The organism is Streptomyces sp. CB02366 (assembly GCF_001905905.1).
GTDB lineage: Bacteria > Actinomycetota > Actinomycetes > Streptomycetales > Streptomycetaceae > Streptomyces.
On sequence record NZ_LIVT01000006.1, the window covers coordinates 261,949 to 284,046 of the forward strand.

Here is a 22,098-nt window from a genome sequence, read left to right on the forward strand (position 1 = left end):
CGCTTGTCCGTACTTCGGGTCCGGGCATGTCCGTCCCGCCTCAGTGGCAGAGGCGCGCCTCGTGCTCCGCGTGACCGCTCGGCTCCAGTTGGAAGGTGCAGTGCTCCACGTCGAAGTGGTCCCCGAGGCAGCCCTGCAACTCGTGCAGCACCTTCTCGTGCCCTATCGAGTCCAGCATCTCCTGGCGCACCACCACATGCGCCGAGAGCACCGGCATGCCCGAGGTGATCGTCCAGGCGTGCAGGTCGTGGACGTCCAGGACCCCGGGCAGCGCCGTGATGTGGGCCCGCACCTCCGCCATGTCCACCCCCTCGGGCGCCGCCTCCAGGAGCACGTTCAGGGTCTCCCGCAGCAGCTTCACCGTCCGGGGGACGATCATCAGGCCGATCACCAGCGAGGCGATCGGGTCGGCGGCCTGCCAGCCGGTCGCCATGATGACCCCCGCCGCGACGATCACGGCGAGCGAGCCCAGGGTGTCGGCCATCACCTCCAGATAGGCGCCCCGCACGTTCAGGCTCTCCTTCTGCCCGCGCATCAGCAGGGAGAGGGAGACGACGTTGGCCACCAGGCCGACGGCGGCGAACGCGATGGCGAGGCCGCCCTTCGTCTCGGCCGGGGTGATGAACCGCTCCACCGCCTCGTAGACCAGGTAGGCGCCGACGCCGAGCAGCAGCAGGCAGTTGGCGAGTGCGGCCAGGATCTCCGCGCGGGCGAAGCCGAAGGTGCGGTGCGGGGAAGCCGGGCGGTTGGCGAAGTGGATGGCGAGCAGGGCCATCCCGAGCCCCAGGGCGTCGGTGGCCATGTGGGCGGCGTCCGCGATCAGGGCCAGCGAGTCCGAGAGCACGCCGCCGACGATCTCCATGACCATCACGCTCAGGGTGATCGCCAGGGCGACCCGGAGCCTGCCCCGGTACGCGGCGGCCGCCGTACCCGTCGGAGGCGGGCCGCCGTGCGTGTGCCCGTGATCGTGGCCAGCCCCCATGCGAAACGCCTCCAGCTCCGTAGGACGTGCCGGGGCGGAACCGCCCGGCCCGGCCCAGTGAACTACGGGTGGGGGGTATCGGGCAACACGGGACTGAACACCGTTGTCATCTGCTCTGACCTGCGGAAACGTTCCGCAGGTCAGAGCGCCGACGCCCCGGAACGCCCCCGCGCGGACACGGACCGGACCGCCCCCGCGCCGACACGGTCGAGGGCGCCCCCGCGCCGACACGGTCAGAGACGTCCCCGCGCCGATACGGTCAGGGGCGCCGCCGCGTGCGGGCCTCGGGGTGGCGCAGGCACCAGCCCTCCCAGGCCGACTCCACCATCTCCCGCACACCCCGCCGGGCCGTCCAGCCCACCTCGTCGGCGATCCGCGCCGCCGAGGCCACCGCCTTCGGGGCGTCACCGGCCCGGCGCGGTTCGACCACCGGCGTCAGCTCGTGCCCCGTCACCTCGCCGATCACCTCGGCCAGCTCCCGCACCGAGACGCCTTCGCCCCGGCCCACGTTCAGCGTCAGGTCGCCGGCGCCCGCCCCGTCCAGCCGCCGCGCGACGGCCAGATGAGCCTCCGCCAGATCCGCGACGTGGATGTAGTCGCGGACGCAGGTGCCGTCCGGCGTCGGGTAGTCGTCCCCGAAGATCCTCGGGGCCTCGCCCCGCGTGATGCGCTCGAACATCATCGGCACGATGTTGAAGACCCCGGTGTCCGCCAGCTCCGGGGCCGCCGCGCCCGCCACGTTGAAGTAGCGCAGACAGGCGGTCGAGATCCCGTGGGCCCTGCCCGCGGCCCGCACCAGCCACTCGCCGGCGAGCTTGGTCTCGCCGTACGGGTTGATCGGCAGGCAGGGAGTCTCCTCGGTGATGAGGCCCACGTCCGGTACGCCGTAGACGGCCGCCGAGGAGGAGAACAGGAAGCGCCGCACCCCCGCCGCGACCACGGCCTCCAGCAGGACGGCCAGCCCGGCGACGTTCTCCCGGTAGTACAGCAGCGGCTTCTCCACGGACTCGCCGACCTGCTTCTTCGCGGCGAGATGCACCACACCGCTCACCGCGTGGGCGGTGAGCACCCTCTCCAGCAGGGCCCGGTCCGAGGCGGAGCCCTCCACCACCGTGACGGACTCCGGCAGCCGGTCCACCAGGCCGCTGGAGCGGTCGTCGAGCACCACGACCCGCTCGCCCGCCGTGACCATGGCGCGCGCCACGTGCGCCCCGATGTACCCCGCCCCGCCTGTGATCAGCCATGTCATGACCGCCAGCCTAAGCGTCCCGCCGCCCGGGGCCGACCGGCGGTTTGTGGGCCGGGCCCCTGATCGATGATGATGATCGCCGACGCCGGGCGGGCTCGTGGGTTCACCCGAACGGCGCGCAAACGGGCGGTGGACTCGGCCTTCCGTTCATCCGATAGCCTCAGCCGACACGCCGCCGGCCCGCCATGTGGCCGCGCCCCGGTGTGTCGTCCACGCCAGTGCCAAGGAGTGAGTTCGTCTGTCGACCGCCATCCTCACCGGTACGCCGGTACCCGGGTCGTCGCTCGCGGACGATCTGCGGTCCCTGGGCTTCGACGTGCGGACCGCCGCCGACGCCGGTGATGCCGCCGCCCTCCTCGCCGCCGTCCCGGCCGGCCGCCGGGTCGCCCTCGTCGATCCGCGCTTCGTGGGCCACGTCCACGCGCTGCGGCTCGGGCTGACCGACCCCCGGTTCCCCGCGGCCACGGTCCCCGGCGCGCTCACCGCCCGGCCCGAGGCGCGCGGCGCCCTGCTGCGCGCGCTCCGGCGTACCGCGACCGCCGTCGGTGCCGGGGCCCCCGTCGTCGATCCGGACGCCGACCCGGCGCCCGAGGACCGCACGGTCCCGGGCCGTATCGCCGTCGCGCTGGAGGCCGAGGGCATCGCCGTGCAGCGCCCCGCCCTCGGTTCGCTCGTCGCGGCCGTCCCCACGGACCAGGAGCAGCAGGCCGCCGCCGAGGCCGCTCTCGCCTCCGTCGACGACGAGGCGGTACGGCTGCGCGGCGCGGTCAAGGCCCATGACGGCTTCTTCACCACCTACGGCGTCAGCCCGTACTCCCGCTACCTCGCCCGCTGGTGCGCCCGCCGCGGCCTCACCCCGAACCAGGTCACCACCGCCTCGCTGATCACCGCGCTCGTCGCGGCGGGCGCGGCGGCCACCGGAACGCGCGGCGGCTACGTCGCGGCGGGGATCCTGCTCCTGGTCTCCTTCGTGCTGGACTGCACCGACGGGCAGCTCGCCCGCTACTCGCTCCAGTACTCCACGATGGGCGCCTGGCTGGACGCCACCTTCGACCGGGCCAAGGAGTACGCGTACTACGCCGGGCTCGCCATCGGCGCCGTACGCGGCGGCGACGACGTATGGGTCCTGGCGCTCGGGGCGATGGTCCTCCAGACCTGCCGCCACGTCGTGGACTTCTCGTTCAACGAGGCCAACCACGACGCGGTCGCCAACACCAGTCCCACCGCCGCCCTCTCCGACAAGCTCGACGGCGTCGGCTGGACGGTCTGGGCGCGCCGGATGATCGTGCTGCCGATCGGCGAGCGCTGGGCCATGATCGCGGTGCTCACCGCCCTCACCACCCCGCGCACCGTCTTCTACGCCCTGCTCGTGGGCTGCTCCCTGGCCGCCTGCTACACCACCGCGGGCCGCCTGCTGCGCTCGCTGACCCGCCGGGCCCGCCGTACCGACCGCGCCGCGCGGGCGCTCGCGGACCTCGCGGACTCCGGCCCGCTCGCCCGCGCCGTCGCCGCCGTCGCCCCCGGCCTTCCGGGCGCGTTCACGGCCCCGGCCGCAGCCCTGCTCGGCGCCCTCGCGATGATCGGCGCCGCCCTCTTCCTCCCGTGCGGCAGCCTGCTCACCGTCGCCGCCGCCGCGGTGTACGTGCTGCTCTCCGGCCTGGCCGTCGCCCGCCCCCTCAAGGGCGCGCTCGACTGGCTGGTACCCCCGTTCTTCCGGGCGGGGGAGTACGTCACGATCCTCGTGCTGGCGGCCCGCAGCGACGTCCCGCACGCCGTTCCGGCGGCCTTCGGGCTCGTCTCGGCCGTCGCCTACCATCACTACGACACGGTGTACCGCATCCGCGGAGGCACCGGCGCGCCGCCCCAGTGGCTGGTGCGGACGATCGGTGGACACGAGGGCCGTACCGCGCTGGTGGCCGTCCTCGCCGCCGTACTCACCCACACCTCAGGTTTCACCACGGCCCTGACCGCGCTCGCGGTCGCCGTGGCTCTGGTGGTGCTCGTGGAGTCCATCCGCTTCTGGGTGTCCTCCTCGGCCCCCGCCGTACACGACGAAGGAGAACTCGCATGATCGGCCTCGTACTGGCAGCCGGTGCAGGACGACGTCTGCGCCCCTACACGGACACGCTCCCCAAGGCGCTCGTCCCTGTCGACGGCGACAAGACGGTCCTCGACCTCACGCTCGCCAACTTCGCCGAGGTCGGACTCACCGAGGTCGCGATCGTCGTCGGCTACCGCAAGGAGGCCGTCTACGCCCGCAAGGCCGAGCTGGAGGCGACCTACGGCGTCACCCTCACGCTCATCGACAACGACAAGGCCGAGGAGTGGAACAACGCCTACTCCCTGTGGTGCGCCCGGGACGTCATCAAGCGCGGCGTGATCCTCGCCAACGGCGACACCGTGCACCCGGTCTCCGTGGAGAAGACCCTCCTGGACGCCCGCGGCAAGGGCCAGAAGATCATCCTCGCCCTGGACACCGAGAAGGTGCTCGCCGACGAGGAGATGAAGGTGATCACCGAGGAGGGCAAGGGCGTCCAGCGCATCACCAAGCTGATGGACCCGGCCACCGCCACCGGCGAGTACATCGGCGTCACCCTCATCGAGGCCGAGGCCGCCGAGGAGCTGGCGGACGCCCTGAAGGCCACCTTCGAGCGCGACCCCGACCTCTACTACGAGGACGGCTACCAGGAGCTCGTCAACCGCGGCTTCACCGTCGACGTGGCTCCGATCGGCACCGTGACCTGGGTCGAGATCGACAACCACGACGACCTCGCCAAGGGCCGGGAGATCGCGTGCCAGTACTGACCCGGCTCATTCCGTCCCCGGTCGTCGTCGACATCCGACGGGGCGCCATGGACGATCTGGCGGGTCTCCTGGCCGATCAGCGGATCTCCTCGTCGGGCAAGCTCGCCATCGCGATCAGCGACGGTTCCGGGCGCGCCCTCAAGGAGAGGCTCGCCCCGGTCCTGCCGGGCGCCGACTGGTACCCGGTGTCCGACGGCACGATCGACTCGGCGGTGAAGCTCGCCGACGGCATCAAGGGCAACCGGTACGACGCCGTGGTCGGCCTCGGCGGCGGCAAGATCATCGACGTGGCGAAGTACGCCGCGGCGCGGGTCGGGCTGCCCCTGGTCGCCGTCGCGACGAACCTCTCGCACGACGGCCTGTGCTCGCCGGTCGCCACGCTGGACAACGACAACGGGCGCGGCTCCTACGGGGTCCCCACCCCGATCGCCGTGGTCATCGACCTCGACGTGATCCGTGAGGCGCCCGCCCGGTATGTGCGCTCCGGCATCGGCGACGCGATCTCGAACATCTCCTGCGTCGCCGACTGGGAGCTGGCCCACGAGGTCAACGGCGAGGAGATCGACGGCCTGGCGGCCGCGATGGCCCGCCAGGCGGGTGAGGCCGTGCTGCGCCACCCCGGCGGCGTGGGCGACGACGCCTTCCTGAAGGTGCTGGCGGAGGGGCTCGTGCTGACCGGCATCGCTATGTCGGTCGCGGGCGACTCGCGGCCGGCGTCCGGGGCCTGCCACGAGATCAACCACGCCTTCGACCTGCTGCACCCCCTGCGCGCGGCCAGCCACGGCGAGCAGGTGGGCCTCGGCGCCTGCTTCGCCATGCACCTGCGCGGCGCCCGCCAGGAGTCCCTCATGATGGCGTCGATACTGCGCCGCCACGGGCTGCCGGTCCTGCCGCAGGAGATCGGGTTCAGCGTCGACGAGTTCGTCGAAGCCGTCGACTACGCGCCGCAGACGCGGCCGGGACGCTTCACGATCCTGGAACACCTCAACCTGTCCACCGACCAGATCAGGGACGCGTACGCCGACTATGCGACGACCATCAGTAGCTGAACTCCGTCCGGTCGTCCACGCCCCGGGGGTGAAGGACCGGCGCAGCGGCGAGCACTGGGCCGGACGCCTGTACATGCGCGAGGTCTCGCTGCGCGTGGACCGCTACCTGGTCAACACCCGCGTCACGCCGAACCACGTCACCTATGTGATGACGCTGGCCGGCGCCCTGGCCGCCCCGGCGCTGCTGGTGCCGGGCATCCCCGGCGCCGTGCTCGGCGTGCTGATGGTCCAGCTCTACCTCCTGTTCGACTGTGTGGACGGCGAGCTGGCCCGCTGGAAGAAGCAGTACTCGCTCAGCGGGATCTACCTGGACCGGGTCGCCGCCTACCTGTGCGACGCGGCGGTGCTGGTCGGCCTCGGCCTCCGCGCCGCCGACATCTGGGGTGAGGGCCGGATCGACTGGCTCTGGGCCTTCCTCGGGACCCTCGCCGCGCTCGGTGCGATCCTGATCAAGGCCGAGACGGACCTGGTGGGCGTGGCCCGCCACCAGGGCGGGCTGCCGCCGGTGAAGGAGGCGGCCTCCGAGCCGCGCTCCTCCGGCATGGCGCTGGCCCGCCGGGCCGCGGCGGCGCTCAAGTTCCACCGGCTGATCCTCGGCATCGAGGCGTCCCTGGTGATCCTCGTGGTGGCCGTCGTGGACGCGATCGGGGGCGACCTGTTCTACACCCGTCTCACCGTGGCCGTGATGGCCGGCATCGCGCTGCTGCAGACCCTGCTGCACCTGGTCTCCGTCCTGGCGTCCAGCAGGCTGAAGTGACGCTGCCCATGAAACTGGGCGCTGTGATCATCACCATGGGCGACCGCCCGGACGAACTCCGCGCCCTCCTCGATTCGGTCGCCGCCCAGCAGGGCGACCGGATCGAGGTCGTGGTGGTCGGCAACGGCTCCCCGGTCCCGGCGGTGCCCGCCGGAGTGCGTACGGTGGAGCTGCCCGAGAACCTGGGCATCCCCGGCGGCCGCAACGTCGGCATCGAGGCGTTCGGCCCCTGCGGGACGGACGTGGACGCCCTGCTCTTCCTGGACGACGACGGGGTGCTCCCGAACCGGGACACCGCCGAGCTGTGCCGCCAGGCCTTCGCGGCCGACCCGGAGCTCGGGATCGTCACCTTCCGCATCACCGACCCCGACACCGGGGCCACCCAGCGGCGGCACGTGCCCCGGCTTCGGGCGGCCGACCCGATGCGCTCCTCGCGCGTCACGACGTTCCTGGGCGGCGCCAACGCCGTACGGACCCGGGTCCTCGCCGAGGTCGGTCCGCTTCCGGCGGAGTTCTTCTACGCCCACGAGGAGACGGACCTCGCCTGGCGGGCGCTGGACGCGGGCTGGATGATCGACTACCGCGCCGACATGGTGCTGAACCACCCCACCACGGCCCCGTCCCGGCACGCGGTCTACCACCGCATGGTGGCCCGCAACCGGGTCTGGCTCGCTCGCCGGAACCTGCCCGCCCCGCTGGTCCCCCTCTACCCCGGGGTCTGGCTGCTGCTGACTCTGGCCAGACGCCCGTCGCGGCCCGCGCTCAGGGCATGGTTCGGCGGTTTCCGGGAAGGCTGGTCGGCCCCCTGCGGCCCCCGTCGCCCGATGAGGTGGCGTACGGTGTGGCGGCTGACGAGGCTGGGCCGACCTCCGGTCATCTGAGAGGCTTTCCTCTGAGAGCATGAGGCGTATTTTCTTTCCGGAACCTGTCCGCCTGAGCCGCGCTCGCGACTGACTGCGCGTGAAGACGAGAGTTTCAACTTGTGAGTGACACCACCCACGACGGTGGGGTAGCCCTCGGGACCCCGCCGTCCGCCGACGAGGGCCTCGACGCGGCCCAGCTGGCCGCCAAGTACGGCCTGACCGTGAGCGGCGCCCGGCCCGGCCTGTTCGCATACATGCGACAGCTCTGGGGCCGACGCCACTTCATCCTGGCCTTCTCCCGGGCGAAACTGACCGCGCAGTACAGCCAGGCGAAGCTGGGCCAGCTGTGGCAAGTGGTCACACCCTTGCTGAACGCGGCGGTCTATTACCTGATCTTCGGGCTGATCCTGGGGACCAGGGAGGGGATCTCCCACGACGTCTTCGTCCCGTTCCTGGTCACCGGCGTCTTCGTCTTCACCTTCACGCAGAGCTCCGTGATGGCGGGCGTCCGCTCGATCTCCGGCAACCTCGGACTCGTCCGCGCCCTCCATTTCCCCCGGGCCTCGCTCCCCGTCTCCTTCTCCCTCCAACAGCTCCAGCAGCTGTTGTTCTCGATGATCGTGCTGGTCGCCGTGGCCGTCATCTTCGGCAGCTACCCCTCGCTGTCGTGGCTGCTGGTGATCCCCGCCCTGCTCCTCCAGTTCGTCTTCAACACCGGTCTGGCCCTCGTGATGGCGCGGCTCGGCTCCAAGACCCCCGACCTCGCGCAGCTGATGCCGTTCGTCATGCGCACCTGGATGTACGCCTCGGGCGTCATGTTCTCCATCCCGGTGATGCTGAAGGACAAGCCGGCCTGGATCGCCGACGTGCTCCAGTACAACCCGGCGGCGGTCTACATGGACCTGGTCCGGTTCGCCCTGATCGACGGATACGGCTCCGAGAACCTGCCCGACCACGTCTGGGCCGTCGCCCTGGGCTGGGCCGTGCTGCTGGGGGTCGTGGGATTCGTGTACTTCTGGAAGGCAGAGGAACGGTACGGCCGTGGCTGACGACAACGCACAGGGGCGCGTCCCCACGGTGATCGCCGACGACGTGCACATCGTGTACCGGGTCAACGGCACGGGCGGCGGCCGGGGCAGCGCCACCGCCGCGCTGAGCCGCATGCTGCGGCGCGGCAAGGGCGAGGAGCGCGGCGTACGGAAGGTGCACGCGGTGCGCGGGGTCTCCTTCACCGCCTACCGCGGCGAGGCCATCGGCCTCATCGGCACCAACGGTTCCGGCAAGTCGACGCTGCTGCGGGCCATCGCCGGTCTCCTGCCGACCGAATCCGGCCACGTCTACACGGACGGCCAGCCCTCGCTGCTCGGGGTGAACGCGGCGCTGATGAGCGATCTGACCGGCGAGCGCAACGTCGTGCTCGGCGGTCTGGCGATGGGGATGAGCCGCGACGAGATCCGCGCGCGCTACCAGGAGATCGTGGACTTCTCGGGAATCAACGAGAAGGGCGACTTCATCACCCTGCCGATGCGGACGTACTCCTCCGGTATGGCGGCGCGGCTGCGCTTCTCGATCGCCGCCGCCAAGAACCACGACGTCCTCATGATCGACGAGGCGCTGGCCACCGGCGACCGCAAGTTCCGGGTGCGCTCCGAGGAGCGCATCCGCGAGCTGCGCAAGGAGGCGGGCACCGTCTTCCTGGTCAGCCACAACAACAAGTCGATCAGGGACACCTGCGACCGCGCGCTGTGGCTGGAGAAGGGCGAACTCCTGATGGACGGCCCCACCGAGGAAGTCCTCAAGGCGTACGAGCGCGAGACGGGCAAGTAGTCCGAGTGCCAGGGGGCGTCCGCCGGACCCGGTCGCGGTCCGCCGGACGCCCCCTGGCCGCGGCCCCCGCCGGACCGGTCCTGCGGGGGCCGTGCCGTGTCCGCGCCGGTCGGAGGGGTCCGCGGTACGCCCCGGGGCCGATCTCCTCCCGGCGGATGAGGCCATCCTCGCCGTACGCGGGGAAAGTTGACGGGTACGGCCGGGAAGGGGAGCGGGCACTCCACCCCGCCGGTCCCCTGTGAGCTGTACAACGTAAGCTGTAGCGGTGCTGATTCATGGCGAGTAGGGCGAATCGCCCCGGCACCGCCCGCTTTGCCGCAATGCACTCGAAAGAATGAGCGGCGTGTCCGAAAAGGGTTGTTTTGGGTCAGCAGTGTAGAACGGGAGATGTGACGGCATTGACGGAAGATCTCCAGCTCCGACGTGGTTCCGCCGTCCCCGCGCCGGGCGGCGGCCAGTGACCCCCACCCCCGAGGCGCGCACCGGTGCCGCCACCCTCGGCAAGGCCGCGGACGAGAACTTCCCCGTGGCGCCGTTCTTCCTGCCCCGCGCCTGGCGCGACGACCTGATGGCGGTCTACGGGTTCGCCCGGCTCGTCGACGACATCGGCGACGGCGACCTCGCCCCCGGCGGCTGGGACGTCCGCCACCTCGGCCTGGACCCGGAGCAGGGCGACGACCGCCTCGCCGTGCTCGACGCCCTGGAGACCGATCTCCACCGCGTCTTCGCCGCCACCGGCGAGCCGCGCCACCCGCTGCTGCGCGGCCTGCGTCCCACCGTGCGACGCCGGGCGCTCACCCCCGAGCCCTTCCTCGGCCTGATCGAGGCCAACCGCCAGGACCAGAAGATCCGCCGCTACGGCACCTACGCCGAGCTGGCCGCCTACTGCGAACTCTCGGCCAACCCGGTCGGCCGCCTGGTCCTCGCCCTCACCGGCACCGCGAGCCCGGACCGCATCCGCCGCTCCGACGCCGTCTGCACCGCGCTCCAGATCGTCGAGCACGTCCAGGACGTGGCCGAGGACCTGGAACGCGACCGGATCTACCTGCCCGCCGAGGACATGGAACGCTTCCGGGTGACCGAATCCGACCTGGCCGCGCCCTCCGCGGGAGCCTCCGTACGCGCTCTCATCGCGTACGAGGCGCAGCGGGCGAGCGAGCTGCTGGACGAGGGCCCCCCTCTGGTGGGCAGCGTCGAGGGCAGGCTGAGACTGCTCCTCGCCGGATTCGTCGGAGGCGGCCGCGCCGCGCTGGACGCGATCTCGGCCGCCGGGTTCGACGTCCTGGCCGGACCGCCGAAGCCCACCAGGACCCGCCTGCTGCGGGAAGCGGGAATCGTCTTGAGCAGAGCACGTGGAGAGAGGTGAGCCGCGCCGTGGAGGGACAGACGACGTCCATGTCGCCGCCGGTGCAGGCCGCATACAGTTACTGCGAGGCCGTCACCGGACAGCAGGCCCGTAACTTCGCCTACGGCATCAGGCTGCTGCCGAACGAGAAGCGGCAGGCCATGTCGGCGCTGTACGCCTTCTCCCGCCGCGTCGACGACATCGGCGACGGGGAACTGGACCCGGAGACCAAGCGGGCCCGGTTGGAGAGCACCCGCGAACTGCTGGAACGCGTCCGCAAGGACGCCGTCGACGAGGACGACACCGACCCGGTGGCCGTCGCGCTGGCCGACGCCGCCCGCCGCTTCCCGCTCCCGCTCGGCGGGCTCGACGAGCTGATCGACGGCGTCCTGATGGACGTGCGGGGCGCCACCTACGAGACGTGGGACGACCTCAAGGCCTACTGCCGGTGCGTGGCCGGGGCCATCGGACGCCTCAGCCTCGGCGTCTTCGGCACCTCGCCCGGCGCCCCCGGGGCCGAGCGCGCCGCGGAGTACGCCGACACCCTCGGCCTCGCCCTCCAGCTCACCAACATCCTGCGCGACGTCCGCGAGGACGCCGGCAACGGCCGCACCTACCTGCCCGCCGACGACCTGGCCAAATTCGGCTGCTCGGCCGGCTTCGACCGCACCACCCCGCCCGCCGGCTCCGACTTCGCCGGCCTCGTCCACTTCGAGGCCCGCCGGGCCCGCGCCCTGTTCGCCGAGGGCTACCGGCTGCTGCCGATGCTCGACCGCCGCAGCGGCGCGTGCGTCGCGGCGATGGCCGGCATCTACCGGCGCCTCCTCGACCGGATCGAACGCGACCCCGAGGCCGTCCTGCGCGGCCGGGTCTCGCTGCCCGGCCACGAGAAGGCGTACGTCGCGGTGCGCGGCCTGTCCGGACTGGACACCCGCCACGTCTCCCGTCTCACCTCCAGGGGGCGGGCCTGATGTCCCCGCACGGCTCCGCTCCCCGGGCAACCCTCCGGTGGCCCCACGCGTCACCGACTGCGACGATCCTCATGGTGAGCGCCCGGAACAGGGCCACCGTCCGGCGAGAGGGGCAGGCATGAGCGACGAGAGCGCGCGCCCCGTCGGCGTCGTCGTCGGCGGCGGCCTCGCCGGCGTCACCGCGGCGCTCCGGCTCGCCGACGCCGGACTCGACGTGACCCTGCTGGAGGGCCGCCCCCGCCTCGGCGGCCTCGCCTTCTCCTTCCAGCGCGGCGACCTCACCGTCGACAACGGCCAGCACGTCTACCTGCGCTGCTGCACCGGCTACCGCTGGTTCCTCGACCGGATCGACGGCACCCGCCTGGCCCCCCTCCAGGACCGCCTCGACGTGCCCGTGCTGGACGTCGGCCGGGCCGCCGGGCCCCGCCTGGGACGGCTGCGCCGCACCGCCCTGCCGGTGCCCTTCCACCTGGCCGGCGGGCTCGCGGCCTACCCGCACCTCTCCCTCGCCGAGAAGGCGGGCGTGGGGCGCGCCGCCCTCGCGCTGGGCCGCCTGGACCCCGCCGACCCCGAGCTGGACCGGATCGACTTCGCCACCTGGCTGCGCCGCAACGGCCAGTCCGAACGGACCATCGAAGCGCTCTGGGACCTCGTCGGCGTCGCCACGCTGAACGCCACCGCCCCGAACGCCTCCATGGCGCTCGCGGCGAAGGTCTTCCGGACCGGCCTGCTCTCCGATCCCGGCGCCGCCGACATCGGCTGGGCCGCCGTGCCGCTCGGCGACCTGCACGACACCCTCGCCCGCAAGGCGCTGGACACCGCGGGCGTCCGCACCGAGCTGCGCGCCAAGGCCGGCTCCCTCACCCGCACCGAGGACGGCCGCTGGACCGTGGAGCGCGCGGGGGAGCGGATCACCGCCGACACCGTCGTGCTCGCCGTCCCGCAGACCGAGACCCACGCCCTGCTGCCCGCCGGCGCGCTGGACGAACCCGAGCTGCTGCTCGACATCGACAACGCGCCCATCCTGAACGTGCACGTCGTCTACGACCGCAAGGTGCTGCGCAGGCCGTTCTTCGCCGCGATCGGCTCCCCGGTCCAGTGGGTCTTCGACCGCACCCACTCCTCGGGGCTGACCGGCCCCGGACAGTACCTGGCCGTCTCGCAGTCGGCCGCCCAGGACGAGATCGACCTGCCCGTCGCCGAACTGCGCGCCCGCTACCTGCCCGAGCTGGAGCGGCTGCTGCCCGCCACGCGCGGCGCGGGCATCCGCGACTTCTTCGTCACCCGGGAGCGCACCGCGACCTTCGCGCCCGCCCCGGGCGTCGGACGGCTGCGCCCCGGCCCCCGCACCCGGCTGCCCGGCCTCCAGCTGGCGGGGGCCTGGACCGACACCGGCTGGCCCGCGACGATGGAGGGCGCCGTGCGCAGCGGCGCCGCCGCCGCCGACGCGGCCCTCCACGGCCTCGGCCGCCCCCCAGGACATCCGCTGCAGGAGGCGGCATGAGCAGTACCACCGGAACAAGAGGAGAGTCAGTGACCCCGGCGAATCCGGCTGTCGACACCGTGGCGGACACCGCGGACGTCACCGCGCTTCTGGAGCGCGGACGAGCCCTGTCAGCGCCGGTCCTGCGGGCCGCCGTGGACCGGCTCGCACCGCCCATGGACACCGTGGCCGCCTACCACTTCGGCTGGATCGACGCCGAGGGGCGGCCCTCGGACGGCGACGGCGGCAAGGCCGTGCGCCCCGCGCTCGCCCTGCTGTCCGCCGAGGCGGCGGGCGCCCCCGCCGAGGCCGGCATCCCCGGCGCCGTGGCCGTCGAACTCGTGCACAACTTCTCGCTGCTGCACGACGACCTGATGGACGGCGACGAGCAGCGCCGCCACCGCGACACCGTCTGGAAGGTGCACGGACCCGCCCAGGCGATCCTGGTCGGCGACGCGCTCTTCGCGCTCGCCTACGACCTGCTGCTGGAGCTCGGCACGGCCGAGGCGGGCCGCGCGGCCCGCCGGCTGACCACCGCCAGCCGCAAGCTCATCGACGGGCAGGCCCAGGACATCTCCTACGAGCACCGCGAGCGGGTCACCGTCGAGGAGTGCCTGGAGATGGAGGGCAACAAGACCGGCGCCCTGCTGGCCTGCGCGGTCTCCATCGGTGCGGTCCTCGGCGGCGCCGACGACCGCACCGCCGACACCCTGGAGGCGTACGGCTACCACCTCGGTCTCGCCTTCCAGGCCGTCGACGACCTGCTCGGCATCTGGGGCGACCCGGAGTCCACCGGCAAGCAGACCTGGAGCGACCTGCGCCAGCGCAAGAAGTCCCTGCCCGTCGTGGCGGCGCTCGCCGCCGGCGGCGAGGCATCCGAGCGGCTGGGCGAACTGCTCGCCGCCGATGCCAAGAGCAACGACTTCGACAGCTTCTCCGAAGAGGAGTTCGCCGCCCGCGCGGCGCTCATCGAGGAGGCGGGCGGACGCGAGTGGACCGCCCGGGAAGCCCGTCGTCAGCACGCGATCGCCATCGAGGCGCTGCACGCCGTGGACATGCCGCCCCGGGTGCGCGCACAGCTCACCGAGCTCGCCGACTTCGTGGTGGTACGCAAGAGATGACCACGCTTCGCATATGACTCGCAGTCGCCGGCCGGCGCCCCTGACGGGGCGTCGGCCGACGGTGACCCCAGCACAGCAGAGAACCGACTGCACGTAAGGGGAAGCTCATGACAGCGACGACCGACGGATCGACCGGGGCCGCGAACCCCGCCGGGGCCACGGCCCACGGTCCGACCGACACGACCACCGCCGCGGACGACGTCACCGCCGCCGCGCGACGGGCCGCGGAACGCTCGATGGAGCACCTCCTCGGCAGACAGGACGAGCAGGGCTGGTGGAAGGGCGACCTCGCCACCAACGTCACGATGGACGCCGAGGACCTGCTCCTGCGCCAGTTCCTCGGCATCCAGGACCCCCGGACCACTCGGGCGGCCGCCCTCTTCATCCGCGGCGAACAGCTCGGCGACGGCACCTGGAACACCTTCTACGGGGGGCCCGGCGACCTCTCCGCCACCATCGAGGCGTACGTCGCCCTGAGACTGGCCGGGGACCGCCCCGACGAACCGCACATGGCACGCGCCTCCGGCTGGATCCGGGAGCAGGGCGGCATCGCCGCCGCCCGTGTCTTCACCCGCATCTGGCTCGCCCTGTTCGGCTGGTGGAAATGGGACGACCTCCCCGAACTGCCGCCCGAGCTGATGTTCTTCCCCAAGTGGGTCCCGCTCAACATCTACGATTTCGGCTGCTGGGCCCGGCAGACCATCGTGCCGCTCACCATCGTCTCCGCGAAGCGCCCGGTACGCCCCGCGCCCTTCCCCCTGGACGAGCTGCACACCGACCCGGACCACCCGAACCCGCCCAGGAAGCTCGCCCCGCCCACCAGTTGGGACGGGCTCTTCCAACGCCTCGACAAGGGGCTGCACCTCTACCACAAGGTCGCCCCGCGTCCGGTGCGCCGGATCGCGATGAACATGGCCGCCCGGTGGATCATCGAGCGCCAGGAGAACGACGGCTGCTGGGGCGGGATCCAGCCGCCCGCCGTCTACTCCGTCATCGCCCTGCACCTCCTCGGCTACGACCTCGACCACCCGGTGATGAAGGCGGGCCTGGCCTCCCTCGACCGCTTCGCCGTGTGGCGCGAGGACGGCGCCCGTATGGTCGAGGCGTGCCAGTCGCCCGTCTGGGACACCTGCCTGGCCACCATCGCCCTGGCCGACGCCGGACTCAGACCCGACCACCCCGCTCTGGTGAAGGCGGCGGACTGGATGCTGGCCGAGGAGATCACCCGTCCCGGAGACTGGTCGGTACGCAAGCCCGAACTCGCCCCCGGCGGATGGGCGTTCGAGTTCCACAACGACAACTACCCCGACATCGACGACACCGCCGAAGTCGTCCTGGCGCTGCGCCGGGTGCGCCACCCCGATCCCGCCCGCCTGGAGGCGGCCATCGCGCGCGGGGTCCGCTGGAGCCTCGGCATGCAGTCCCGGAACGGGGCCTGGGGCGCGTTCGACGCCGACAACACCAGCGCCTTCCCCAACCGCCTCCCGTTCTGCGACTTCGGGGAGGTCATCGACCCGCCCTCGGCCGACGTCACCGGCCATGTCGTGGAGATGCTCGCCGTCGAGGGGCTCGCGCGCCACCCCCGTACCCGCGAGGGCGTCGAGTGGCTGCTCGCCGAACAGGAGGCGTGCGGCGCCTGGTTCGGCCGCTGGGGCGTCAACTACGTCTACGGCACCGGGTCCGTGGTGCCCGCCCTGATCGCCGCCGGACTGCCCGCCGGGCACCCCGCGATCCGCCGGGCCGTCGCCTGGCTGGAGTCCGTCCAGAACGACGACGGCGGCTGGGGCGAGGACCTGCGCTCCTACCAGGAGGAGAAGTGGATCGGGCACGGCGAGTCCACCGCCTCCCAGACCGCCTGGGCCCTGCTCGCCCTCCTCGCCGCGGGCCGCCGGGACACCCCTTCCGTCGCCCGGGGCGTGCGGTGGCTGACCGAGGCGCAGCAGGCCGACGGCTCCTGGGACGAGCCCTATTTCACCGGCACCGGTTTCCCCTGGGACTTCTCCATCAACTACCACCTCTACCGCCAGGTCTTCCCCCTCACCGCACTCGGCCGCTTCGTGCACGGCGAGCCCTTCGCCCCCCGCGCGGACGCCGCCGAGGGGGCCTGATGAGCGACCCGCGAGAGCCCGGGGGCCCGGCGGCGCCGCTGTTGGTCGCCTGTGCCCTGGGTATCGAGCAGGCGGCCCTGCGCAGCGGCAGGAGCACCCCGGGCACGCTCCGGGTGCTGCGCACCGGGATGGGGCCGCGGGCGGCGGAGGCGGCCGTGGCGCGGGCCCTGGGCCCCGACGGGGTTCCCGAGGCGGCGGTGATGGCCTCCGGCTTCTGCGCGGGCCTCGCGCCGGGGATGCACCCCGGGGACCTCGTCGTCGCCGAGGAGACCCGCGACGCCGACGGCACCACCCCCTGCACGGGCACCGGCGTCCTGGTCGCCGCCCTGTCCCGCGCTTTCCCCGGCCGCCGGGTCCACACCGGCCCGCTCACCGGATCCGACCACGTCGTACGGGGGCCCGAGCGGGCCGCGCTGCGGTCGGGCGGGGCCATCGCGGTCGACATGGAGTCCGCCGCGACACTGCGTACAGCCCTGTGCCACGGGCCCCGCCCGGTTGCGGCCGTCCGAGTGGTCGTGGACGCTCCAGAGCATGAGCTCGTCCGCATCGGCACCGTACGCGGTGGAATATCGGCGTTCATCGTTCTTCGTGCCGTCCTTCCGGCTTTCCACGAATGGCACCGATCCTCAACGCTCCCCAGGAGGTGAGCCAGATGGCCATGCCGCTCCGTCAGTCCATCAAGGTCGCGACGTATCTCTTCGGACAGAAGCTCCGCAAGCGTGAGAAGTTCCCGCTGATCGTCGAGCTGGAGCCGTTGTTCGCCTGCAACCTCGCCTGCGAGGGCTGCGGGAAGATCCAGCACCCGGCCGGTGTGCTGAAGCAGCGCATGCCGGTCGCCCAGGCGGTGGGCGCGGTGCTCGAATCCGGGGCCCCCATGGTCTCCATCGCCGGCGGCGAGCCGCTGATGCACCCGCAGATCGACGAGATCGTGCGCCAGCTCGTCGCGCGGAAGAAGTACGTCTTCCTCTGCACCAACGCGATGCTGATGCGCAAGAAGCTCGACAAGTTCACCCCGTCCCCGTACTTCGCCTTCGCGGTGCACATCGACGGACTGCGCGAGCGGCACGACGAGTCGGTCGCCAAGGAGGGCGTCTTCGACGAGGCCGTCGCCGCGATGAAGGAGGCCAAGCGGCGTGGCTTCCGCGTCACCACCAACTCCACCTTCTTCAACACCGACACCCCGCAGACCATCATCGAGGTGCTCGACTACCTCAACGACGACCTGCACGTCGACGAGATGATGATCTCGCCCGCCTACGCCTACGAGAAGGCCCCCGACCAGGAGCACTTCCTCGGCGTCGAGCAGACCCGCGAGCTGTTCAAGAAGGCTTTCGCGGGCGGCAACCGGGCCCGCTGGCGGCTCAACCACTCGCCGCTCTTCCTGGACTTCCTGGAGGGCAAGGCGGACTTCCCGTGCACCGCCTGGGCGATTCCCAACTACTCCCTCTTCGGCTGGCAGCGCCCCTGCTACCTCATGAACGACGGTTACGTACCGACGTACCGGCAGCTCGTCGAGGAGACCGACTGGGACAAGTACGGCCGGGGCAAGGACCCTCGCTGCGCCAACTGCATGGCGCACTGCGGCTACGAGCCCACGGCGGTGCTGGCCACCATGGGATCCCTCAAGGAGTCCCTGCGCGCGGCGCGGGAGACCGTCACCAGCAACCGGTGAGCCGATGACCGACGCGGCGGGTCCGGCCGCCACGGCTTCCCCGGGACGGCCGGACCCGCGCACCAGCACGTGGAAGGAGAAGAGCGGGCGATGACGGACGGCGGACGCCAGGGCTTCGACCTGGCACGGCTCCTCGCCGAGCGCGGGGCCGAGCGGTACGACCTGCACGCGCGCCACCTCAACCACCAGCTGCCGCGCATGCTGCACACCATCGGCTTCGACAAGGTCTACGAGCGGGCCGAGGGGGCGTACTTCTGGGACGCGGAGGGCGACGACTACCTCGACATGCTCGCCGGGTTCGGCGTCATGGGCCTCGGCCGCCACCACCCCGTCGTCCGGCGGGCCCTGCACGACGTGCTGGACGCCCGGCTCGCCGACCTCACCCGTTTCGACTGCCAGCCGCTGCCCGGCCTCCTCGCCGAGAAGCTGCTGGCCCACAGCCCGCATCTGGACCGGGTCTTCTTCGGGAACAGCGGCACGGAGGCGGTCGAGACGGCGCTGAAGTTCGCGCGGTACGCCACCGGGAAGCCCAGGGTCCTCTACTGCGACCACGCCTTCCACGGGCTGACCACCGGGTCCCTGTCGGTCAACGGGGAGCGCGGCTTCCGCGACGGCTTCGCCCCGCTGCTGCCCGACACGGCCGTCGCGCTCGGGGACCTGGACGCGCTGCGCCGCGAGCTGGGGCGGGGCGACGTGGCGGCGCTGGTCGTCGAGCCCATCCAGGGCAAGGGCGTGCACGCGGCCCCGCCCGGTTATCTGCGCGAGGCGCAGGAGCTGCTGCACCGGCACCGGGCGCTCCTGATCGCCGACGAGGTCCAGACGGGCCTGGGCCGGACCGGGGACTTCTACGCCTACCAGCACGAGGAGGGCGTGGAACCCGACCTGGTGTGCGTGGCCAAGGCGCTCTCCGGCGGCTATGTGCCGGTCGGCGCGACCCTCGGCAAGGACTGGATCTTCCGCAAGGTCTACTCCTCGATGGACCGGGTCCTCGTCCACTCCGCCAGCTTCGGCTCCAACGCCCAGGCGATGGCGGCCGGGCTCGCCGTCCTGGCGGTCATGGAGGACGAGGAGATCGTCGCGAACGCCCGCCGCACCGGGGACCTGCTGCGCGAGCGGCTGACGGCCCTGGTGGACCGCTACGAGCTGCTGCACGAGGTGCGCGGGCGCGGGCTGATGATCGGCATCGAGTTCGGCCGGCCCGCCTCGCTGAAGCTCCGCAGCCGCTGGACCGTGCTCCAGGCGGCCCGCAAGGGCCTCTTCGCCCAGATGGTCGTGGTACCGCTGCTCCGGAAGCACCGCATCCTCACCCAGGTGTCCGGCGACCACCTGGAGGTGATCAAGCTGATTCCGCCGCTGATCATCGGGGAGGCGGAGGTGGACCGCTTCGTGACGGCGTTCACCTCCGTCATGGACGACGCGCACAACGGCGGTGGACTGATGTGGGACTTCGGCCGGACGCTGGTCAAGCAGGCGGTGGCCGACCGCTGACCGGTCCGGGAGCCGATCGCTATTGCCTCCGAGGCAAGTTATTTGCCTCTGGGGAAATATCCTGGCCCAATGGTTTCATGAACCCTCCGGACGAAGGGACGCCGGACGAGCTCCCCGGCGTCGCACCCCGCCTGCGCGACCTGCGCCGCGCCCGCGGCCTCACGCTGGAGACCGCCGCCGGCCGGGCCGGGCTCTCCCCGGCCCACCTCTCCCGGCTGGAGACCGGCCGCAGGCAGCCCTCGCTGCCCATGCTGCTGGGACTCGCCCGCATCTACGGTACGACGGTCTCCGAGCTGCTCGGCGAGCAGCCGCCCGGACGTGACGCGATCGTACGCGGCGGCGCCTTCGAGGGGACGGAGGCCGACGGCTGGATGTACCGGCAGGCCGGCGGCTCCGGCCGGGCGATGCAGGCGCTGCGGGTGCGCGTTCCCTACGGGGCCCAGGGCGATCTGGTCCGGGTCCATCCGGGGGAGGAGTGGCTGTACGTCCTGGAGGGCCGGCTGCGGGTCGGGCTCGGCGACACCGTCCACGACCTCCAACCCGGCGACAGCGCCCACTTCGATTCGCTCACCCCGCACCGGATCGCGGCCGTCGACCGTTGCGGCGCGGAGCTGCTCTTCGTCCACTCCCTGCTGCAGAGTCCCGCCGCCGAGCTCTGCCTCGGCAGTGGCCTCCACGCGCGCTGACCGGCGCTCACCGCCGGATCCGCCCTTCGCACCACCGGCCCCGAGGCCGGCAGAAAGGACTGTCATGTCCGATTCCGAACACTACGATCCGCTGGGCCCCGGACGCCGGGCCGGCGAGGACCCGCAGGAGAAGCGGATGCCGCGCGGGCTCATCATCCGCCTCTTCGCCTACCTGGTGGCGGGCCACGTCGTCGCGGGCTTCCTCTACGTGCTCTTCGTGGTGGCCGGGAGCAAGTGAGGCCCGCCCGGGGGAGGCCCGCCGCCGGGGCGTTCAGCCCTGGTCGAGCAGGCGCTCGCGCAGCCGGTCCCGGGTCGCCGAGGAGACCTTCAGCCCCTCGGCTAGATAACGGTCCGTCGTGCCCCAGTTCTCCTCGATGGCCGCGAAAGCCGCCGCGAGATAGGCGGGCCGCGCCCCGAAGAGCGGATCCAGCAGTTCCATCACCTCGGGCGACATGCCGGACGCGGAGGTGTCGGAGCGCTTCACGGCGTAGCGGCGGTGGAGGTCGTTGGATTTGAGGTAGTCCTCCTCGATCGCCTCCCGCTCGACGTCCACCGCCAGCAGGGCGACCGCGATCGAGAGGCCGGCCCGGTCCTTGCCCGCCGCGCAGTGCATCAGCGCCGGCACGCTGTCCTCCGCCAGGGCGTGCAGGACCCGGCTGTGCTCGACGGTGCGCTCCTCGATCGTCGCGCGGTACATCCGGATCATGCGGTCCACCCCCTTGCCGCCCGCGAGGACCGAGCGCAGCTGCTCGATGTTGCCGTCGCCCACCAGCCGCCAGAACTCCGCGCCGTCGGCCGGGTCCGAGAGCGGAATGCTGATGTTGCGGACACCGGCCAGTTCGATGTCGTACCCGTCGAGCCGGTGGTCGGCGGAGTGGCGGAAGTCGAAGATCGTGTGCAGCCCCAGCCCGCCGAGGAAGGCCGCGTCCTCGGCGGTGGCGTGCGCGAGGTGGCCGCTGCGGTAGAGCCGGCCGAAGGCGGTGCGCCGCCCGTCCGTGGTGGGGAGGCCGCCCACGTCGCGGAAGTTGCGGACTCCGCTGAGCACGGTCTCTGTCGGAGGGACCTGCGGCACCTGCTGCGTCACGGTGGCTCCTGGGGTCTCTGGCGCCGGCGCGGCTCGCCGGCGAGGGCGCTCCCGTGACGATACGACATGGATTCGGCAGGAAATCATCCCGGTTCACACGCCCCGAGGCGGGCCCTGGCGCACGCCGTGGCCGACCCGGCGTCAGAGCGCCGCCCACCCCGTGTCCGTATTGGTGCATTTCGATGAACATGCCCCATTAATGGGGGAGATGGGAGTCGGGGGGTGAGCGGGATCATATCCGTGACGGACCGTGGCGAAAGCGCCCGGGGCCATTCCCATGGTTCGCGCGGAAATCCAAGATCCGTAATCCACGGAGTGTGACGGGAAATCCCGGACGCCGTCGAACCGGTGATTCCGCCGGGCAACCGATGGCTTGTTCCACTCGTCCCGGCCGGTTTACGGTCACCGTCAATCCGGGTGGACCGCCTAATCCTGCCGCCGCCCGGAATTCGCACCCATCCACACAGACGTGGCAGGAGCGGGGGAACCAGGTAAGCCGCCGGCCCGGAGCGATCCGGACCGGCTCGGGGTGAAGTCGCGGCAACGCGACCGGGCATCTCCAGCCCGAACCCGACAGCTCACCTCGCAGGCGCCGGAGAGGAAATCCC

20 protein-coding genes and 1 riboswitch are annotated in these 22,098 nt (G+C 72.1%); of the genes, 17 read left to right on the plus strand and 3 right to left on the minus strand.

Annotated elements, in window-relative coordinates; all coding sequences use genetic code 11:
* Positions 1 to 40 precede the first annotated feature (40 nt).
* Both AMK24_RS20175 and galE read right to left on the minus strand, forming a co-directional pair.
* Positions 41 to 982 (minus strand): cation diffusion facilitator family transporter, encoded by a 942-nt coding sequence (locus AMK24_RS20175; RefSeq protein ID WP_073770195.1) that lies wholly within the window; start codon positions 980 to 982, stop codon positions 41 to 43.
* 259 nt (positions 983 to 1,241) lie between these two features.
* Positions 1,242 to 2,231, minus strand: coding sequence for a UDP-glucose 4-epimerase GalE (gene galE, locus AMK24_RS20180; RefSeq protein ID WP_073770196.1), 990 nt, complete (start codon positions 2,229 to 2,231; stop codon positions 1,242 to 1,244).
* Positions 2,232 to 2,547: 316 nt separating this feature from the next.
* Between galE and AMK24_RS20185 the strand changes: the two genes are divergently transcribed.
* From AMK24_RS20185 to AMK24_RS34260, 17 genes are all read left to right on the plus strand, one after another.
* Complete coding sequence (locus AMK24_RS20185) at positions 2,548 to 4,302, plus strand: DUF5941 domain-containing protein (protein WP_073770197.1); 1,755 nt, start codon at positions 2,548 to 2,550, stop codon at positions 4,300 to 4,302.
* Complete coding sequence (locus AMK24_RS20190) at positions 4,299 to 5,036, plus strand: phosphocholine cytidylyltransferase family protein (protein ID WP_073770198.1); 738 nt, start codon at positions 4,299 to 4,301, stop codon at positions 5,034 to 5,036. Before AMK24_RS20185 ends, AMK24_RS20190 begins: the two co-directional genes overlap by 4 nt.
* Positions 5,024 to 6,085 (plus strand): iron-containing alcohol dehydrogenase family protein, encoded by a 1,062-nt coding sequence (locus AMK24_RS20195; protein ID WP_073770199.1) that lies wholly within the window; start codon positions 5,024 to 5,026, stop codon positions 6,083 to 6,085. Before AMK24_RS20190 ends, AMK24_RS20195 begins: the two co-directional genes overlap by 13 nt.
* Positions 6,063 to 6,842: a CDP-alcohol phosphatidyltransferase family protein gene (locus AMK24_RS20200; RefSeq protein WP_073770200.1), complete on the plus strand. Its 780-nt coding sequence runs from the start codon at positions 6,063 to 6,065 to the stop codon at positions 6,840 to 6,842. Before AMK24_RS20195 ends, AMK24_RS20200 begins: the two co-directional genes overlap by 23 nt.
* 8 nt (positions 6,843 to 6,850) lie before the next feature.
* Positions 6,851 to 7,723 (plus strand): glycosyltransferase family 2 protein, encoded by an 873-nt coding sequence (locus AMK24_RS20205; RefSeq protein ID WP_199876461.1) that lies wholly within the window; start codon positions 6,851 to 6,853, stop codon positions 7,721 to 7,723.
* Positions 7,724 to 7,824: 101 nt separating this feature from the next.
* Positions 7,825 to 8,754 (plus strand): ABC transporter permease, encoded by a 930-nt coding sequence (locus AMK24_RS20210; protein ID WP_073770202.1) that lies wholly within the window; start codon positions 7,825 to 7,827, stop codon positions 8,752 to 8,754.
* On the plus strand, positions 8,747 to 9,532 hold the full coding sequence (locus AMK24_RS20215) for an ABC transporter ATP-binding protein (RefSeq protein ID WP_073770203.1): 786 nt from the start codon (positions 8,747 to 8,749) through the stop codon (positions 9,530 to 9,532). The genes AMK24_RS20210 and AMK24_RS20215 overlap by 8 nt, the downstream gene beginning before the upstream one ends.
* A gap of 457 nt (positions 9,533 to 9,989) precedes the next feature.
* A complete protein-coding gene (hpnC, locus tag AMK24_RS20220; protein ID WP_073770204.1) occupies positions 9,990 to 10,898 on the plus strand; it encodes a squalene synthase HpnC in 909 nt (302 codons plus the stop codon).
* A 29-nt stretch (positions 10,899 to 10,927) separates the two neighbouring features.
* Positions 10,928 to 11,848 (plus strand): presqualene diphosphate synthase HpnD, encoded by a 921-nt coding sequence (gene hpnD / locus AMK24_RS20225; RefSeq protein ID WP_199876468.1) that lies wholly within the window; start codon positions 10,928 to 10,930, stop codon positions 11,846 to 11,848.
* Positions 11,849 to 11,966: 118 nt separating this feature from the next.
* The gene (gene hpnE, locus AMK24_RS20230; protein ID WP_073770205.1) at positions 11,967 to 13,352 is read left to right on the plus strand and encodes a hydroxysqualene dehydroxylase HpnE; all 1,386 of its coding nucleotides are present in this window, start codon (positions 11,967 to 11,969) and stop codon (positions 13,350 to 13,352) included.
* On the plus strand, positions 13,349 to 14,452 hold the full coding sequence (locus AMK24_RS20235; RefSeq protein ID WP_199876462.1) for a polyprenyl synthetase family protein: 1,104 nt from the start codon (positions 13,349 to 13,351) through the stop codon (positions 14,450 to 14,452). Before hpnE ends, AMK24_RS20235 begins: the two co-directional genes overlap by 4 nt.
* 107 nt (positions 14,453 to 14,559) lie before the next feature.
* On the plus strand, positions 14,560 to 16,560 hold the full coding sequence (gene shc / locus AMK24_RS20240; RefSeq protein ID WP_073770207.1) for a squalene--hopene cyclase: 2,001 nt from the start codon (positions 14,560 to 14,562) through the stop codon (positions 16,558 to 16,560).
* Positions 16,560 to 17,207 (plus strand): phosphorylase family protein, encoded by a 648-nt coding sequence (locus AMK24_RS20245; RefSeq protein WP_073770208.1) that lies wholly within the window; start codon positions 16,560 to 16,562, stop codon positions 17,205 to 17,207. The genes shc and AMK24_RS20245 overlap by 1 nt, the downstream gene beginning before the upstream one ends.
* 5 nt (positions 17,208 to 17,212) lie before the next feature.
* Entirely contained in the window at positions 17,213 to 18,232 is a 1,020-nt protein-coding gene (gene hpnH, locus AMK24_RS20250; RefSeq protein ID WP_073770209.1) for an adenosyl-hopene transferase HpnH, read from the plus strand.
* Between the two features lie 90 nt (positions 18,233 to 18,322).
* Positions 18,323 to 19,720, plus strand: coding sequence for an aspartate aminotransferase family protein (locus AMK24_RS20255; RefSeq protein ID WP_073770210.1), 1,398 nt, complete (start codon positions 18,323 to 18,325; stop codon positions 19,718 to 19,720).
* Between the two features lie 77 nt (positions 19,721 to 19,797).
* Positions 19,798 to 20,406 carry a helix-turn-helix domain-containing protein gene (locus tag AMK24_RS20260; protein WP_073770211.1) on the plus strand — a complete coding sequence of 203 codons (609 nt, stop codon included), beginning with the start codon at positions 19,798 to 19,800 and terminating at the stop codon, positions 20,404 to 20,406.
* A 64-nt stretch (positions 20,407 to 20,470) separates the two neighbouring features.
* Complete coding sequence (locus AMK24_RS34260; RefSeq protein ID WP_199876463.1) at positions 20,471 to 20,644, plus strand: DUF6126 family protein; 174 nt, start codon at positions 20,471 to 20,473, stop codon at positions 20,642 to 20,644.
* Positions 20,645 to 20,677: 33 nt separating this feature from the next.
* Here AMK24_RS34260 and AMK24_RS20265 read toward each other — a convergent pair whose 3' ends face one another.
* The gene (locus AMK24_RS20265; protein ID WP_073770212.1) at positions 20,678 to 21,490 is read right to left on the minus strand and encodes a tyrosine-protein phosphatase; all 813 of its coding nucleotides are present in this window, start codon (positions 21,488 to 21,490) and stop codon (positions 20,678 to 20,680) included.
* A 442-nt stretch (positions 21,491 to 21,932) separates the two neighbouring features.
* A riboswitch (cyclic di-AMP (ydaO/yuaA leader) is annotated at positions 21,933 to 22,097 on the plus strand.
* The last annotated feature ends 1 nt before the right edge of the window (position 22,098 follow it).